Genomic DNA, 17,010 nt, shown 5'->3' with positions numbered 1-17,010 from the left:
TCCGGGGGCAAATGCAGCCCCTCCGGCGTTTGAGGAGCGGGGGTCCGGGGGCGGAGCCCCCGAACTTCGCCCCCGCGCGCAGCGCGAGGGGCCCGGGGGGGCTGGGGGCTTGCCCCCAGTTTCGGGAAGGGGCGGGTAGGGGAAAGCCCCGCAGGGCCCCTACGCCCGCAGCCCCCGCAGCACCAGCTCCACCACTGCCTCGAACGCCGCGTCGATGCCCGGTTGCGACCACTCCGCCGCATACCCCGGATCGTGGAAGCGATTACTCGCATCCCAGATCGCCCGCGCCGTCGTCGCCGCGTCCACCCCCCTGAACTCGCCCCGCGCGACGCCGGATTCCACGATCCGGGCCAGCTGCTCGAGCATCATCCCGATGTGCCGCTCGACGGTTTCGCTGTTCTCGCCGGCGAGGACCATGTACGTCGCGAACAGCTCCGGATCGTCGCCCGCCTTGCGGCGCTTCGCGGCGAAGAGGGCGGCCAGCCAGCTGCGCAGGCGAGGCTCGGCAGACTCCTCGGAGTCGGCGATCGCCAGCAGCTCCACGTGCGACCGCGCGAGCCAGCGGTCGGTGACCGCCTCGCGCAGGGCGGCCTTGCTGCCGAAGTGGCGGTAGACGCTCCCGTGGCTGACGCCGAGCGCACGGGCGACGTCGACCACGGTCGCCTTGGCGGGGCCGAAGCGGCGCAGTACGTCCTCGGTGGCTTCGAGGATGCGGTCGGGGGTGAGCGGCTCGGGCGGCGGCATCAGGGTACGGATCCCTTCGGGGAACGGAGGCTCGTACGACCGTACCCGGCCCTCAGTGCTCGCTGTCCAGGTGGGCCATCTGCGCCGCCGGGTAGCGCTCGCCCGCGGCGGCCCCGGCCGGGACCGCCTTCTCGATGGCGGCCAGATCGCCGGCGCCGAGCGTGACGTCCAGCGCGCCCAGCGCCTCCGTGAGGCGGTCGCGGCGGCGGGCGCCGACCAGCGGGACGATGTCCTCGCCGCGGGAGAGGACCCAGGCGATGGCGATCTGCGCCACCGTCGCGCCGCGCTCCTCGGCGACCTTGCGGAGGGCGTCGACCAGGTCGAGGTTGTGCTGGAGGTTCTCGCCCTGGAAGCGCGGGCTCATGCCCCGGAAGTCGTTGGCGGCGAGCTTCAGGTCGCGGCCGAAGTGACCACTGATCAGGCCGCGCGAGAGCACGCCGTACGCGGTGACGCCGATGCCCAGCTCGCGGCAGACGGGCAGGATCCGCTCCTCGATGCCGCGCGAGAGCAGCGAGTACTCGATCTGCAGGTCCGCGATGGGCGCCACGGCGGCGGCCCGGCGGACGGTGTCGGCGCCCACCTCGGACAGGCCGATGTGGCGGACGTGGCCGGACTCGACCAGCTCGGCGATGGCACCGACGGTCTCCTCGATCGGCACGTCGGGGTCGACGCGGGCGATCCGGTAGACGTCGATGTGGTCGACGCCGAGCCGCTGGAGCGAGTAGGCGGCGAAGTTCTTCACGGCGGCGGGGCGGCCGTCGTAGCCGGACCAGCCGCCGTCCGGGTCGCGCAGGGCGCCGAACTTCACGCTGGTCAGGGCCTTCTCGCGGTTGGCGGCGCCGGTCGTGCGCAGGGCCTCGCCGATGAGCATCTCGTTGTGGCCCATGCCGTAGAAGTCGCCGGTGTCGAGGAGGGTGACGCCGGCGTCGAGGGCGGCGTGGATCGTGGCGATCGACTCGGTGCGGTCGGCGTCGCCGTAGAGGGCGGACATGCCCATGCACCCGAGGCCGAGTGCGGAGGTCAGGGGGCCGGTGGTGCCGAGGGTGCGGTGCTGCATGGGGGTCTCCTTCGGGGAGGGGAGAGAAGGAAGAGGGGGATGGGGCGGGGCGAGGGGGAAACCTCGCCGCGCACCGCCCACTGAAGAGTGACACATGGACTGACAGATTTCAATATCTGTCAGTCCATGTGCGTGTCTCCGTGTCTCCGTGTCTCCGTGTCCGAGCGTCTCCGCGTCTCCCCGCGTCAGCGCACCGTCCGCGGCAACCGCAGCGTCAGCAGCACCGTCGCCGCCACCAGCACCAGCTGCACCCCCAGCGTGATCACCAGCGCCTCCCGCATCCCCGAGCCCGGCGCCAGCGACAGGAAGAGCGAGCCCAGCGTGGCCACGCCCAGCGCCATGAACGACTGCTGCGTGGTCACCAGCACCCCGCTGCCCACCCCCGCCCGGTCCACCGGCACCTCGCTCAGCACCAGCCGGATGGTCAGCGGCATCAGGGTTCCCTGGCCCAGCCCCTGCACAGCCAGCCCCGGCGCCAGGCCCAGCGGGCCCAGCCCGTCCCAGCCGAACCAGAACGTGGCGGCCACCGTGATCAGCCCGGACGCCTGGATCAGCGCCCCCGCGGTCGCCAGCCGCCGCCCGTACCGCAGGGCGAGCCGGGGCCCGGCCAGCGAGCCGGTCAGGAAGGTCACGCACATCGGCACCAGGGTCAGGCCCGCCGCCATCGGCCCCAGCCGCAGCCCCTCCTGGAGCGCCACCGCGAGGACGAACATGAAGCCGCCCCAGCCGATCGAGAACGGGACGATCAGCGTCAGCCCGCGGCGCACCGCGTCCACCCGCAGCAGCGACGGCGGTACCAGCGGCGTCCGCCCGGCCCGCTCCTCGCGCCGCTCCACCACCACGAGCGCCGCGGCCGCGCACGGGAACACCGCCAGCAGCACCCAGGACCACACCGGCCAGCCCGTCGCCCGGCCCTCGGTCAGCGGTATCAGCAGCGACACCAGGGTGACCGAGAGCAGCACCGTGCCCCAGCCGTCCACCGCGGTCGGGTGCTCCGAGCGCGTCTCCGGCACCGCGCGGACCGCCAGCAGCAGCGCGGCCAGCGCGATCGGCGCATTGATCAGGAAGATCGACCGCCAGCCGGTCCCGGCGACGTCCATGGAGACCAGCACCCCGCCGAGCACCTGCCCGACCGCGCTCACCACCCCGGCCGTGCCGCTGTACAGGCTGAGTGCCCTGGTCCGCCGGTCCCCGCTGGTCGTGGCCTGGATGGTGGCCAGCACCTGGGGCAGCATCAGCGCGGCCGACGCGCCCTGCGCGACCCGGGCCGCCACCAGCGTCCACGCGTCCGGCGCCAGCCCGCAGGCCACGGAGGTGAGCCCGAAGGCGACCGTGCCCCAGACGAACAGCCGCCGCCGGCCCACCATGTCGCCGAGCCGCCCGCCGAGGACGAGCAGCACCGCGTAGGCGATGCCGTAGCCGCCCACGATCATCTCCAGCACCGCCGGGCTCGCGTGCAGGTCGCGGCCGATCGTCGGCAGGGCCACGTTGACGATGAAGAAGTCCAGGAACGGCAGCGCCGCGCCCAGCAGCACGGTCGCCAGGCCCAGCGGGGTCAGGGCGGGCGGGGCGGATCCGGCCGGGGGCACCGGGGCCGCCGGGACCGTCGAGGGAGCCTGCTTCTGTGTCGTAGTCGCAGGAGTCGTAGGGACAGAGGCCGTGGCTGCTATGCGCGGTTCACTCACGGATACGACGATGGCGGCAGCCCCAGCCCGGTACCAGAGTGTCCTCATCCTGGTACAAGCAGTACCTGGCAACAGGCTGGGAGGTCCCGCACCCTGGAGTCATGACGACGATGACGCTCGATCCTCCCGCCGTACCCACTCCTACGGCGGACGACGTACGCCGGAGCGAACTCGCCGCCTTCCTGCGCTCCCGCCGCGAGCGCATCACCCCCGAGCAGGTCGGCCTCCCGCGCGGCCCCCGCCGCCGCACCCCCGGCCTGCGCCGCGAGGAGGTGGCCCAGCTCGCCGCCGTGGGCGTCACCTGGTACACGTGGCTGGAGCAGGCGCGCGACATCCAGGTGTCCGTCCAGGTCCTGGACGCCGTCGCGGGTGCCCTGATGCTCGACCGCAGCGAGCGCGCCCACCTCTTCGCCCTGGCCAACGCCGCGGACCCGCGGCCCGGCGCCGACTGCCCGGGCATCACTGACGAGCTGCGGATGATGCTGGAGCGGCTGGAGCCCTTCCCCGCCTGCATCCAGAACGCGCGGTACGACATCCTCGCCTACAACCGCACCTACCGGTATCTGATGGGCGACCTCGACGAGCTGCCGCCCGAGGACCGCAACTGCCTGTGGCTCTACTTCACCCACCCCGGCTGGCGCGCCACCACCGCCGTCGACCGGGAGGAGGCGGTGCGCGCCATGGCCGCCAAGTTCCGCGCCGCCATGGCCGAGCACCTCGCCGAGCCCGCCTGGAAGTGCCTGCTCAGGCGGCTGCTCGACGCCTCGCCCGAGTTCCGGCGGGTGTGGGCGAGGCACGAGGTGGTGCACCCCGCCAGCCACCGGACCCGGATCCTCCAGTCGGAGCGCGTGGGGCCGCTCCGCCTGAACTACACCAGCCTGTGGACGGGCCCCACGCCCGGCGCCCGCATGCTGACCTTCACCCCCGCCGACGAGGAGACCCACGCGGCGCTGCGGCGGCTGCACGCCTTCGCACTCGGCGAGGAGCGCGGCGGCTCGCCCGAATGAGGGACAATGGACGGTCCGCCCACCTCCGTACGACTTCGAGGAAGCTCCCTCCATGACGCTCCAGATCGGTCCGCACTCGGTGCAGCCGCCGGTGGTCCTGGCCCCGATGGCGGGGATCACCAACGCTCCCTTCCGCACGCTGTGCCGTGAGTTCTCCGGGGGCAAGGGGCTCTTCGTCAGCGAGATGATCACCACCCGCGCGCTGGTGGAGCGGGACGCCAAGACGATGCGCCTGATCCACTTCGACGGGACCGAGAAACCCCGCTCGATCCAGCTCTACGGCGTCGACCCGGTGACCGTCGGCAAGGCCGTCCGCATGATCGTGGACGAGGACCTCGCCGACCACATCGACCTCAACTTCGGCTGCCCCGTGCCCAAGGTCACCCGCAAGGGCGGCGGCTCCGCGCTGCCGTACAAGCGGAACCTGCTGCGCTCGATCCTCCGCGAGGCCGTCGGCAACGCCGGCACGCTGCCGGTGACCATGAAGATGCGCAAGGGCATCGACGACGAGCACACCACCTACCTCGACGCCGGGCGGATCGCCGTGGAGGAGGGCGTCACCGCCATCGCCCTGCACGGCCGCACCGCCGCCCAGCACTACGGCGGCACCGCCGACTGGGACGCGATCGCCCGCCTCAAGGAGGCCGTCCCCGAGATCCCGGTGCTGGGCAACGGCGACATCTGGTCGGCCGAGGACGCGGTGCGGATGATGCGCGAGACCGGCTGCGACGGCGTGGTCGTCGGGCGCGGCTGCCTGGGCCGGCCGTGGCTCTTCGGCGACCTCGTGGGCGCCTTCGAGGAGGACGGCGGCCGCCCCGCCGCCGCGCCCGCCCTGCGGGAGGTGGCCCGGGTGATGCTGCGCCACGCCGAGCTGCTCGGGCAGTGGCTGGAGAGCGAGGAGCGCGGGGTCATCGACTTCCGCAAGCACGTCGCCTGGTACACCAAGGGCTTCTCGATCGGCTCGGAGCTGCGAAAGAAGCTGGCAATCGCCTCTTCTCTGGACGAACTGGACGCTCTTTTGAGCGAGCTGGACCTGGATCAGCCCTGGCCCGTCGGCGCCGACGGGCCGCGCGGACGCACCTCCGGCCGCAATCGGGTGGTCCTTCCGGACGGGTGGCTCGACGACCCGTACGACTGTGCGGTGGTGGGTTCGGATGCCGAACTGGACACTTCCGGCGGGTGAACGAGGCGTGATTCTCGCCACCTCTGATAGGGGGCTCGCTCAGATGAGCACTCTTGAGGGGGTTGCACCTTTCCAAGGGGTGGCACTGCGTGCCACCCCTTTTGCCTTCAAGTCTCGATGGCGTGCAATGCAATCCATCGACGATCAGTGATGAGGTGATCGGTTTTCAGTCATCTTGCGTTCAAGAGGTAAACGAAGCTCAAGGGTCCCTCATTTGAGCGCGCAACTTTCGATCTGCTGGCGGATGGGTGGTTGCGCCCCCAGGTTGGCGGAGTAGACCTCCCTAGAAGCCTTCGATCTGGGTACGCTCCCCGCCGTCAGGGCAGCCCTCCCCCCAACTGCGTCCCGGGAGGCCCCAGTGAGGAGTCGATTCCCGTGCCGGTATCCGAAGATCGCCAGAAGTTCGTCTACGACTTCACCGAGGGCAACAAGGACCTCAAGGACCTGCTCGGCGGGAAGGGTGCCAACCTCGCCGAGATGACCAACCTCGGTCTGCCCGTGCCCCCTGGCTTCACCATCACCACCGAGGCCTGCAAGGTCTACCTGGAGGGCGGCGAGGAGCCGCCGTCGATGCGGGACGAGGTCACCGCCCACCTCGAGGCGCTCGAGCAGCACATGGGCAAGAAGCTCGGCCAGGCCGACAACCCGCTGCTGGTCTCGGTCCGTTCGGGCGCCAAGTTCTCCATGCCCGGCATGATGGACACGGTCCTCAACATCGGCCTCTCCGACGAGTCCGTGACCGGCCTCGCCGCCCAGGCCGGCGACGAGCGCTTTGCCTGGGACTCCTACCGCCGCCTCATCCAGATGTTCGGCAAGACCGTGCTGGGCGTCGACGGCGAGCTGTTCGAGGAGTCCCTGGAGGAGGCCAAGCGCGCCAAGGGCGTCGCCACCGACGTCGAGCTGGACGCCGCGGACCTCAAGCGGCTGGCGGACGAGTTCAAGGCCATCGTCGCCAAGGAGACCGGCCGCGACTTCCCGCAGCAGCCCCGCGAGCAGATGGACCTCGCGATAAGGGCGGTCTTCGACTCGTGGAACGGCGACCGCGCCAAGCTCTACCGCCGCCAGGAGCGCATCCCCGGCGACCTCGGCACGGCCGTCAACATCTGCTCGATGGTCTTCGGCAACCTCGGCCCCGACTCTGGTACCGGCGTCGCCTTCACCCGCGACCCCGCCAGCGGCCACCAGGGCGTCTACGGCGACTACCTCCAGAACGCGCAGGGCGAGGACGTGGTCGCGGGCATCCGCAACACCATGCCGCTCGCCGAGCTGGAGCGCATCGACAAGGCCTCCTACGACCAGCTGATGCAGATCATGGAGACGCTCGAGACGCACTACAAGGACCTGTGCGACATCGAGTTCACCATCGAGCGCGGCAAGCTCTGGATGCTCCAGACCCGCGTCGGCAAGCGCACCGCCGGGGCCGCCTTCCGCATTGCCACGCAGCTGGTGGACCAGGGCCTGATCGACGAGGCCGAGGCGCTCCAGCGCGTCAGCGGCGCCCAGCTCGCGCAGCTGATGTTCCCGCGCTTCGACGACAAGGCGAAGACCGAGCTGCTCGGGCGGGGCATCGCCGCCTCGCCGGGCGCCGCCGTCGGCAAGGCCGTCTTCGACTCGTACACCGCCGTGAAGTGGTCGCGCTCGGGTGAGAAGGTCATCCTGATCCGCCGTGAGACCAACCCCGACGACCTCGACGGCATGATCGCCTCCGAGGGCATCCTGACCTCGCGCGGCGGCAAGACCTCGCACGCGGCCGTCGTGGCGCGCGGCATGGGCAAGACCTGTGTCTGCGGCGCGGAGGAGCTGGAGGTCGACACCAAGCAGCGCCGGATGACCGCCCCGGGCGGGGTCGTCGTCGAGGAGGGCGACGTCGTCTCCATCGACGGCTCCACCGGCAAGGTCTACCTCGGCGAGGTCCCGGTCGTCCCGTCGCCGGTCGTCGAGTACTTCGAGGGCCGGATGCATGCGGGCGCCGACGACGCGGACGAGCTGGTCCAGGCCGTGCACCGGATGATGGCCTACGCCGACCGCACCCGCCGGCTGCGCGTGCGGGCCAACGCCGACAACGCGGAGGACGCCGCCCGCGCCCGCCGCTTCGGCGCCCAGGGCATCGGCCTCTGCCGCACCGAGCACATGTTCCTCGGCGAGCGCCGCGAGATGGTCGAGCGGCTCATCCTGGCCGACACGGAGACCGAGCGCGACGAGGCGCTGGGCGAGCTGCTGCCGCTGCAGAAGGCCGACTTCGTGGAGCTGTTCGAGGCCATGGACGGGCTGCCGGTCACGGTCCGCCTGCTCGACCCGCCGCTGCACGAGTTCCTGCCGGACATCACCGAGCTGTCGGTGCGGGTCGCGCTCGCCGAGGCCCGCCAGGAGGCGCACGAGAACGAGCTGCGCCTGCTCCAGGCCGTGCACAAGCTGCACGAGCAGAACCCGATGCTGGGCCTGCGCGGCGTCCGCCTCGGCCTGGTCATCCCCGGCCTGTTCGCCATGCAGGTGCGGGCCATCGCCGAGGCCGCGGCCGCGCGCCGGGCCGCCAACGGCGACCCGCGGGCCGAGATCATGATCCCGCTGGTGGGCACGGTCCAGGAACTGGAGATCGTCCGCGAGGAGGCGGAGCAGGTCATCGCCGAGGTCGAGGCCGCCACCGGCACCGATCTGAAGCTCACCCTGGGCACGATGATCGAGCTGCCGCGCGCCGCGCTGACGGCCGATCAGATCGCCGAGGCCGCCGAGTTCTTCTCGTTCGGGACGAACGACCTCACGCAGACCGTGTGGGGCTTCTCCCGCGACGACGTCGAGGCCAGCTTCTTCACCGCGTACCTGGAGAAGGGCATCTTCGGCGTCAGCCCCTTCGAGACGATCGACCGCGACGGCGTCGGCTCGCTGGTCCGCGCGGCGGCCAAGGCCGGCCGGGCCACCCGGCCCGACCTCAAGCTGGGCGTCTGCGGTGAGCACGGCGGCGACCCGGAGTCGGTGCACTTCTTCCACGAGGTGGGCCTGGACTACGTCTCCTGCTCGCCCTTCCGGGTCCCGGTGGCCCGCCTGGAGGCGGGCCGCGCGGCGGCGCTGAACGGCAAGGGCGGCAGCGACAGCCGCTGACCGCCGGCCGATAAGGCTCCGGAGCCGTGTATGGGATGACCTCGACCCTCACCCCCTGACGGCTCCGGACTGAACGGAGGGGCGGCACCCGTGCGGGGGGCCGCCCCTCCAACTGTCAACGACCGAACAGGCGGTTTGTGGGCAGGCGTTCCGCAGGGCGATGGGGGTGCCCCCATGCCGTTCAGGCAATGGGGGAGGGTGGGCACAAACCGGACCACCGGCCCGCACTACGAGGGGGTCCGGGGCGCAGCCCCGGTTACGGGAAGGGGCGGGATAGGGGAAGAGTCCCGGCTCAGCCCCGGCACCGGGTAACCGCTCCGTAACCCACCCGGCACGAACGATCAAGGCGGCACAGCCGCCCGCGGCACGGTGAAGGGGCGACGCCCGTGCGGGAGCGCCGCCCCTCTTTACTCCCCCACCGGGAGTTGTTGCCGCCCGCATCGGCTCGGGCGGCAACTTACGTACTCAGCGGCCGCTTTTTCGCTCGCCACCCCCCACGGGAACGAGCGGGGCGGCCCTGAGTGCGTGAATAGCATTTCGCTTGTGCGATGTTCGCCGCGAGTCCTTTCAACTGTGGCCAAAAGGGCGTGGTAACACCACGTGTCGGTGTGCATACTCAGTGAGCGGGGGGTGGCCACGGATGTCTCATGTGGGGGTTTGGTGCTGCGTGTCCATTTCTCTGGACTCGATCTGGCCCGGTTGCGCCTGGCCGGTGACCCGGATGTGCTCTGGGAAACCGTATTGAGCCTGCACCGGCTCCGGGACAAACAAGCTGAGTCGATCTTCGGGGATTGGCGCTCGGAAACCCGCCCTCGGTTGAATGGTGAAACGCGGCTACTGGCCCCGCTGGTTCCGCCGCGTGGGTATTTCCCGGACTTCCTGACGCCCGCCGAGGGCTTACTCGGACTCGAGTCCGGCATTGAGGCGCTGCGGGCCACCCCGGTCGAGCGGGTGCACCAGGAGCTGGGCCGGCTGTCCACCGTCCGCACCCTGCCCGCTTGGATACGATCGCTGTCCGAGGGCGACGCCCGGGCCTTCGGCAAGCTGATAGGCGCCCTGCACGCCTACCACGACGCCGCCATAGCCCCGTACTGGGCGCACATCCAGGCCCAGATCGAGGCCGACCGGGCGGTGCGCGGCCGGGCGCTGCTGGACGGCGGGGCGGATGCGCTGCTGTCCTCGTTACCGCCCACGATGCGCTGGCGGGCTCCGGTGCTGGAGGTCGACTACCCCGTCGACCGCGATCTGCACCTGAACGGGCGCGGCCTGGTGCTGCTGCCGTCGTTCTTCTGCCGGCGCACCCCGGTGACCCTGCAGAACACGGAGCTGACGCCCGTCCTCGTCTACCCCGCCCGGACGATGTCGGAGACGGCGCCCGCCGTGCCCGCGGCCCCGCGCTCGCTCGGCAAGCTGGTGGGGCACACCCGCTCGGCGGTCCTGGGCTCCATCGGCGGCGGCTGCACGACCAGCGAACTGGCCCGCAGGGTGGGCGTGTCGGCGGCCTCCGCCAGCCAGCACGCCGGGGTGCTGCGCGAGGCCGGGCTGGTGCTGACCCTGCGCAACGGCAGCGCGGTCATGCACACCCTGACGCCGCTGGGCGCGGCCCTACTACGCGGCGGCCACCGCCCGCAGTCGCGCCCGAGGGCGCAGTCGCCGCTGCAGGGGCGCTCGACGCAGGCCACGATGTAGCGGCGGATCTCCCCGGCCGGACCGTACCGACCGTCGATCGGTCGATCAACGGAGGGCCGGGCCCCGCGCCCGCCGCTCCACCGAAGCATGTCGGCCACTCCGCCGTGCACCCTGCCCCGGCCCCCGCTGATCATCCTCGAACGCCGGTACGAGTGCTCGTATACCCTGAAACGACCTGTGCCGGGACCCCGGCCCCCCACCCCGCGCCCCCGAGCGGCCAGCAGGCCCGCAGGCCGCAGGAACGGAGTACGCCCCATGTCCGGCCCGGACGTCACGGTCATCATCGCCGCGTACAACGCCATGCCGTACCTGACCCGCAGTGTCACCTCCGTCCTGGAGCAGACCCTGGGCGCGGACCGGATCGAGCTGATCGCCGTCGACGACGGCTCGACGGACGGCACGGCGGCCGAGCTGGACCGCCTGGCGGCCGGCGCACCGCGGATGCGGGTGATCCACCAGGCGAACTCCGGCGGCCCGGCCGGCCCCCGCAACCTCGGCCTCGACCTCGCCGCCGGCCGCTACGTCTTCTTCCTCGACGCGGACGACCACCTCGGCCCGGAGGCGCTGGAGCGCATGGTCGCCGCCGCGGACGAGAACGGCTCGGACGTCGTCCTCGGGCGGATCGTCGGGGAGGGCGGGCGCCGCGCCCCGAAGTCGATGTTCGGGCGGAACCAGCCCGGCACCGACGTCTTCGCCTCCCGCGTCTACTGGACGCTCAACCCGATGAAGCTGTTCCGGCGGACGCTGATCGACAGGCTCGGGCTGCGCTTCGACACCGGCCTGTCCATCGGCGAGGACCAGCCCTTCACCGCCACCGCCTACCTCAAGGCCGCCGCGATATCCGTCGTCGCCGACTACGACTGCCTCTACTGGGTCGCGCGCGAGGACGGCAACAACATCACCGCGCAGCCGCACGGCACGCGGATGCGCATGGACCTGTTCCGGATGATGACGGAGCTGGTCGCCCGGCACACGGAACCCGGCCCGGACCGCGACACCCTGATGCACCGTCACTTCGCCGTCGAGCTGCGCGACGCCGTGCTCCAGCTGTGCCGGGAGCCCCACCGGGACGTCCAGGACAAGCTCCTCAAGGAGCTGGGCGACATGGTCGCGCCCTACTACCACGAGGGCCTGGCCGCCCGGCTGCCCGCCGTGGTCCGGCTGCGCTGCCACCTCGTCCGGCACGGGCTGCTGGACGAGCTGCTCACGCTCGTCCGCTGGGAGCTGGACCGGGGAGCCGCCAGCTACGGCATCACGACCCTCGCCGCCGCGGCCGCCGACGGCCCCGAGGTCCTCGTCGAGAACGGCCGGGCCTACGCCCAGTACCCGTACTTCCGCGACTCCACGCTGAACATCCCCGACGACTGCTACGACATCACCGCCGAGCTGCGCGCCCGGCACCACGTGGAGTCCGCGCAACTGGACGCCGCGGGGCTGCGGCTCACCGGCCACGCCTATGTGCACCGCATAGCCACCCGCGACGTCACCACCGAGCTGATCCTGCGCAAGCGCGGCACCGCCACCGAGCACCGCCTCCCCGTGCGGCACACCGCCACGCCGGGCCTCGGCGCCGACGAGGACGGCGGCCTCTTCGACTACTCGACCGCCGGCTTCGAGGTCACCGTGGACCTCGCCACCGCCGCCGACGGCGCCCCGCTGACCGCCGGAATGTGGGACCTGTCCCTGGCCATGGGCGCGCAGGGCGTCGTCAAGGAGGCGCGGCTGGGCAGCCGCCGCGCCGAGTCCGTCGGCACCGGCACGACCACGCTCGTCACCGAGCGCGGCACCGCGGCCGCGCTCTTCACCACCAAGCCCTACGGCAACCTCACCCTCGACCTCGGCGAGACCCGCCACAAGGTCCGCCCCCACCTGCGCGTCGGCGGCGCGGCCTGGGCCCCGGACGCGCCCGCCACCCTCGCCGTCAGCGGACGCTGCACGCTGGCCTCCCGGCCGCCGGGCTCGCTGACGCTGCGTGCCACGGGCGGCGACGGCGCGGCGGTGCGGGTGCCCGTCGAGCCGGGCCCCGACGGGAAGTTCACGGTGCTCGTGCCCTGCACCACCGCCGGGGAATGGCGGTTCGAGCTGTGCCTGTCCGTCTCGGACAAGAAGTGGTCCGTGCCCGTGCCGCCCCAGCCCAAGCTCAAGGTCGCCCGCTGGCGCCGCCTGGGCCTGCCCTGGTATGCGAAGCCGGTGCCGGGCGCGGAGGGGCTGACGCTGCGCGTCGGCCGGGTCGAGGTGCTGAAGGCCGTACGGGGCCGGCTGGCCCGGCCGTGAGCGCGCCCGGGGCCCGGACACTCGGTGTCCGGGCCCCGGGCACGGTCACGGAGATCGGCGGAAGGGTCAGCCCTCCTGGGCCCCGATCCGGAACCGCAGCCGGCAGATGACCGCGTCCGTGTCCCGCCGCACCGCGTGGGCGACGACCGCCCCGCGCTGGTTCTGCAGCAGCCGCTGCCAGAGGTGCGCGGGCTCCACCTCGGGGATGAGGACCGTGACCCGGTTGTCGGGGTGCCGGTCGGACAGCTCGCGGACGTAGTCGACGATCGGGCGGCCCAGGGCGCGCGTGCGGGAGGGCAGCTCCACCAGGTCGACGCCCGGGCTCCACAACTCCCAGTCGCGGCGCAGTGATTCGGCTGCCCGGCGGCCCTCCTCGTCAGGGTGGGTGACGGTGACGGCCACGACCTCGTCGCCCAGCGACACGGCCGAGGTCAGCGCCTTGCTGGTGAGCCGGGACAGCGAGGAGACGGGCACCACGACCACGGAGTGGCAGCGGCGGGGCGCCTCGGGCACCCGGCCCAGCTCCAGGCGCTCGCCGATCCGCCCGTACGAGCGGTGGACGACCTCGAAGGCCAGGACCATCAGCGGGAGCGCGAGGACGATCAGCCAGGCGCCCTCGGTGAACTTCGTGGCGGTGACGACGATCGTCGAGACGCCGGTGAGCAGCGCGCCGAAGCCGTTGAGCAGCGCCTTGCCGCGCCACCCGGCGGAGCGCTCCTCGCGCCAGTGACGGACCATGCCGACCTGGCAGATGGTGAAGCCGACGAAAACCCCGATCGCGAAGAGCGGTACGAGCGTGTTGACGTCGCCGCCGGAGAAGACGAGCAGCAGCGCGGAGACGGCGGCCAGGGCGAGCACGCCGTGCCGGTGGACCTGGCGGTCGGCCTTCAGGCCGAAGACGTGCGGCAGGTAGTTGTCCCGGGCGAGCAGGCCCATCAGCACCGGGAGCCCGCCGAAGGAGGTGTTCGCGGCGAGCGCCAGCAGGATGACGGTCGCGAACTGCACGACGTAGAAGGCCCAGTTGTGGCCGAGCGAGGCGTCGGCGAGCTGGGCGAGGACGGTGACGCCCTCCACCGGCTGGAGGTGGAAGCGGCCGGTGAGCACGGACAGCCCGATCAGCATGATGCCCAGCAGGGCTCCCAGTGCCACCTCGGTGCGCTGCGCGCGGCGGGTGGCCGGGGCGCGGAAGGACGGCACGGCGTTGGCCACGGCCTCGACGCCGGTGAGGGCGGAGCAGCCCGAGGCGAAAGCTTTCAGCAGGAGCAGGGCGCCGACGGAGGTGGCGTTGTCGGCGAGCACGGACGCGTGTCCGGTGGCGGCCTCGGTGCTCGCGGGCGCGTCGCGGAACAGCCCCATGACGATCATGACGAGGATCGAGCCGACGAACACGGCGGTCGGCACGATGAACGCCTTGGCCGACTCGGCGATGCCGCGCAGATTGACGCCGGTCACCAGGACGAGGACGCCCAGGCATATCCACACCCGGTCGTCGTAGAGGGAGGGGAAGGCGGAGGTGAGGGCGGCCACGCCGGCCGTGACCGAGACGGCCACGTTCAGGATGTAGTCGAGCACCAGGGACGCCGCGGTGACCAGGCTCGTCCGCCGGCCCAGGTGCCGCTTGGCGACCGCGTACGAGCCGCCGCCGTCGGGGAACGCCGCGATGACCTGCCGGTAGGAGGCGACGAGCACGGCCAGCAGCGCCGCGATCGCGAGCGTGACCGGCAGCGTGAAGCCGATGCCGTGCGCCCCGGCCGCCGCCAGCACGAGGACGATCGCCTCGGGGCCGTAGGCCACCGATGCCATGGCGTCCAGGGACAGTGCCGCCAGTCCTTGGGTGGCGGTCAGCCGGTGCCGGTCCTCCGCGGTGGTCCGCGCGGCGCCGGTATCAGGCGGTTCTTCGCCGGTCCCGGCGGCGTGCTCCGATTTGGCCAGCATGGACATCTTTTGTCGTACCTCCGTTACGTCCGGAGGCTCAGAGTGCGCTCGCACTGATCGGGCGTCGCCGGTCCTTGGCGCTGTCTTGTCGCCTTTTGGCGTAATCCAAACGCGTTCTTGACGCCCCGGCCCGTGCCCCGTCAGGGCGGCGCAAGGATTGGACAAGACCACGTCAGCGCCCCGTCAACATCCGCTGTGGGGACTGCCCGGCCGCTCTAGCGTCTGCATTATGGGACGCCGACAGACATTCCGGTCGCGAGCACGGGTACGCGAAGAGGGCGGTGCGCACCCCGGCACGCTCCGGCCGCCGGCAGGCGCCGTGCTCGCCCGGGACCGCACCTGGCGGCGCGAGATGCTCTGGGCCTGGTGGAGCGGACTCCTCCTCGGCGGCGTGCTCGTCCTCGCGGACCTGGCCCGGGGCAGCCTGGACTGGCCGCGCGGCGGCTGCTGGGCGTTACTCGGCGCCCTGCTGATCGCCGTACTCCACCCGTCCCGGGTGACCGCGGGCGAGAACTGGCTGGCCTCCCGCGGCCTGCTGCGCGAACACCGCGTCCGCACCGACCTCCTCACCCAGGTCCGCCGAGCGGACGGCATCGCCCCGCGCCTGGTCCTGCGCGATGCGGGAGGCGGCCGCGTGGAACTGGACCCGAAGGTGCTGGCGGCCAACCCCCTGCTGTGGCACTGCCTCGACACGGGCGCCCGCCGCGCCCGCGAATCCGGCCTCCTCCGCGAGGGCGCGGCCCCGCTGACGGCCCTGGCGGAGCGCATCGACGGGGAGGGGGCGCGGGGGGTGCTGCGGGCTTCGGGGCTGGAGTAGGGCCGTTGGCGTTGTGCCTGTTGCTGCTGTCCGCGAGCCCGGCCGCCCGGCCCGGGCCCTGGTGAGGGCGCGGGCGCGGGCGCGGGCGTCGGGCGTCGGCTACTTCGGAATTGTTCCTTCGGAACGACTACTTCGAACGACTACTTCGGGACGGCCCAGAGCTGGCGCTGGTACGTGTTCGCCGTGTGCAGCTCGACCGCCGTGCCGTCGGCAGTGCTCCCACCGGTCACGTCGAGGACCTTGCCCGACGCGACGTGCACGATCTGGCCCTTGGCGTTGACCGACCAGCGCTGCGAGGCGCCTCCGTTGCAGTCGAAGAGCTCGATCTTGCTGCCGTCGGTGCCGGCGTTGCGTGCGTTGTCCAGGCACTTGCCCAGCGCACGGAACGTGCCGTCCTTCCCCAGGATCCACGACTGCGCCGCCGAGCCGTTGCAGGCGTAGAGCTGGATCTGCGTGCCGTTGGCCGCCTTCCCGCCCTTGACGTCGAGGCACTTGCCGCCGAGTCCGGTCACCTTGCCCTGGGGCGGGACGGCCGCGCCGGCGCCGGCGGCGAGGTAACGCAGGCCCTGGGTGTCGAACTGCTGGACGTAGCTGCCCGCGCGGGCGTCCTGGTAGCCGTGGTTCGCCGTGCACATCACCGGCTTCTCGCCGGAATCCTTGCCCACGGCGCAGTCGCCGCGCGTCGCGCTGCGGTCCGCGTGCGTCAGCCCCATGGTGTGGCCGAGTTCGTGGCTGATGTGGTTCCGCATGAACGTCTCGCCCCAGGAGGGCGCGGGCTTGCCGTCCGCGGTGAAGAATTCGCTGTCGATGTAGGCGTGCCCGCTGGTCACCGTGCCCGGGACCGACGAGGAGATGAGACCGCAGCTCAGGTTGGGCGTGCCCGATCCGTCGCGGACGATCTTCCAGCCGCTCTGCCCGTTGTCGGTCGGCGGCACACACGGGCGCTTGAGCACACCGATGACGATCTCGCCCTTGGGCCGGACGTAGTTCCAGCCCACTGGGGTGGTGTCGACGGAGATGGGCAGGCCGGTGACGCGCTGGAGTTCGGTGGCGGACGCCTTCACATAGCGGCCCAGCCAGTCCACGGCCTGCTGGTCGTAGAACTTGACCGTGTAGCCGGTCGCCAGCGACTTGGTCATGCCGGTCGCGAGCTTCCAGCCCTCGCCCTGGGTCGCCGCGGCCACCGCCGCCCTCGTGTGCGCGGGTGCCGCGCCCAGCGACATGACACCGTTCTGGAAGACCGTCCCGTCGGCCTCGGAGGCGGTGCCGGAGTCCGCATCGCCGGACGGCTCGTCCGCTCCCGGACCGGCACTCGCCGGTGCGGTGGCGGTCTCCGCCCTGGTGCCCTCGGTGCCGAACGCGCTGGGCATGACCTGCGTCGTCACCGCGATCGCCGCCACGGCACCCGCGGCGGCGACGGCTATTCGGCGCTTGCCGGTAAGTCGCATGTCCTTGTCGAACCTTCCCCGTTGACTCACTGGTCGCCCGGGCACACGCCGTTCCGGCGGCCCGGGCCGGAGTGA

General features: G+C 72.0%; 11 protein-coding genes. 6 read left to right on the top strand and 5 right to left on the bottom strand.

All coding sequences use genetic code 11. The annotated features are described in order from the left end of the window. Positions 1-159: 159 nt before the first annotated feature. The 3 genes from AC1Z4A_RS09170 to AC1Z4A_RS09160 all read right to left on the bottom strand — a co-directional run bounded on the left by AC1Z4A_RS09170 (position 160) and on the right by AC1Z4A_RS09160 (position 3,534). Positions 160-744 (bottom strand): TetR/AcrR family transcriptional regulator, encoded by a 585-nt coding sequence (locus AC1Z4A_RS09170; RefSeq protein WP_483677381.1) that lies wholly within the window; start codon positions 742-744, stop codon positions 160-162. Between the two features lie 52 nt (positions 745-796). Further along, positions 797-1,801 carry an aldo/keto reductase gene (locus AC1Z4A_RS09165; RefSeq protein ID WP_483677380.1) on the bottom strand — a complete coding sequence of 335 codons (1,005 nt, stop codon included), beginning with the start codon at positions 1,799-1,801 and terminating at the stop codon, positions 797-799. Between the two features lie 185 nt (positions 1,802-1,986). Beyond that, positions 1,987-3,534: an MFS transporter gene (locus AC1Z4A_RS09160; RefSeq protein WP_483677379.1), complete on the bottom strand. Its 1,548-nt coding sequence runs from the start codon at positions 3,532-3,534 to the stop codon at positions 1,987-1,989. Positions 3,535-3,587: 53 nt separating this feature from the next. Between AC1Z4A_RS09160 and AC1Z4A_RS09155 the strand changes: the two genes are divergently transcribed. The 5 genes from AC1Z4A_RS09155 to AC1Z4A_RS09135 all read left to right on the top strand — a co-directional run bounded on the left by AC1Z4A_RS09155 (position 3,588) and on the right by AC1Z4A_RS09135 (position 12,735). Then, positions 3,588-4,493: a helix-turn-helix transcriptional regulator gene (locus AC1Z4A_RS09155; RefSeq protein ID WP_483677378.1), complete on the top strand. Its 906-nt coding sequence runs from the start codon at positions 3,588-3,590 to the stop codon at positions 4,491-4,493. 52 nt (positions 4,494-4,545) lie between these two features. Beyond that, the gene (dusB, locus tag AC1Z4A_RS09150; RefSeq protein ID WP_483677377.1) at positions 4,546-5,676 is read left to right on the top strand and encodes a tRNA dihydrouridine synthase DusB; all 1,131 of its coding nucleotides are present in this window, start codon (positions 4,546-4,548) and stop codon (positions 5,674-5,676) included. Between the two features lie 375 nt (positions 5,677-6,051). Then, positions 6,052-8,772 (top strand): pyruvate, phosphate dikinase, encoded by a 2,721-nt coding sequence (ppdK, locus tag AC1Z4A_RS09145; protein ID WP_483677376.1) that lies wholly within the window; start codon positions 6,052-6,054, stop codon positions 8,770-8,772. Between the two features lie 660 nt (positions 8,773-9,432). Further along, positions 9,433-10,461, top strand: a complete 1,029-nt coding sequence (locus tag AC1Z4A_RS09140) for an ArsR/SmtB family transcription factor (protein WP_483677375.1) — start codon at positions 9,433-9,435, stop codon at positions 10,459-10,461. 255 nt (positions 10,462-10,716) lie between these two features. Then, positions 10,717-12,735, top strand: a complete 2,019-nt coding sequence (locus AC1Z4A_RS09135; RefSeq protein WP_483677374.1) for a glycosyltransferase family 2 protein — start codon at positions 10,717-10,719, stop codon at positions 12,733-12,735. A gap of 66 nt (positions 12,736-12,801) precedes the next feature. Here the strand turns inward: AC1Z4A_RS09135 and AC1Z4A_RS09130 are convergent, their stop codons facing one another. Continuing rightward, the gene (locus tag AC1Z4A_RS09130; RefSeq protein ID WP_483677373.1) at positions 12,802-14,676 is read right to left on the bottom strand and encodes an APC family permease; all 1,875 of its coding nucleotides are present in this window, start codon (positions 14,674-14,676) and stop codon (positions 12,802-12,804) included. A 223-nt stretch (positions 14,677-14,899) separates the two neighbouring features. Here AC1Z4A_RS09130 and AC1Z4A_RS09125 point away from each other — a divergent pair, with 223 nt between their 5' ends. Continuing rightward, positions 14,900-15,487, top strand: coding sequence for a hypothetical protein (locus AC1Z4A_RS09125; protein ID WP_483677372.1), 588 nt, complete (start codon positions 14,900-14,902; stop codon positions 15,485-15,487). A gap of 140 nt (positions 15,488-15,627) precedes the next feature. On the opposite strand, the gene AC1Z4A_RS09120 is transcribed toward AC1Z4A_RS09125, so the two are convergent. Then, the gene (locus tag AC1Z4A_RS09120) at positions 15,628-16,935 is read right to left on the bottom strand and encodes a ricin-type beta-trefoil lectin domain protein (RefSeq protein WP_483677371.1); all 1,308 of its coding nucleotides are present in this window, start codon (positions 16,933-16,935) and stop codon (positions 15,628-15,630) included. Positions 16,936-17,010: the final 75 nt, after the last annotated feature.

The organism is Streptomyces sp. 17_S59, from assembly GCF_056930295.1.
The sequence above is the reverse complement of the archived record's forward strand: the minus strand, read 5'-3'. Positions and strand labels throughout refer to the sequence as shown.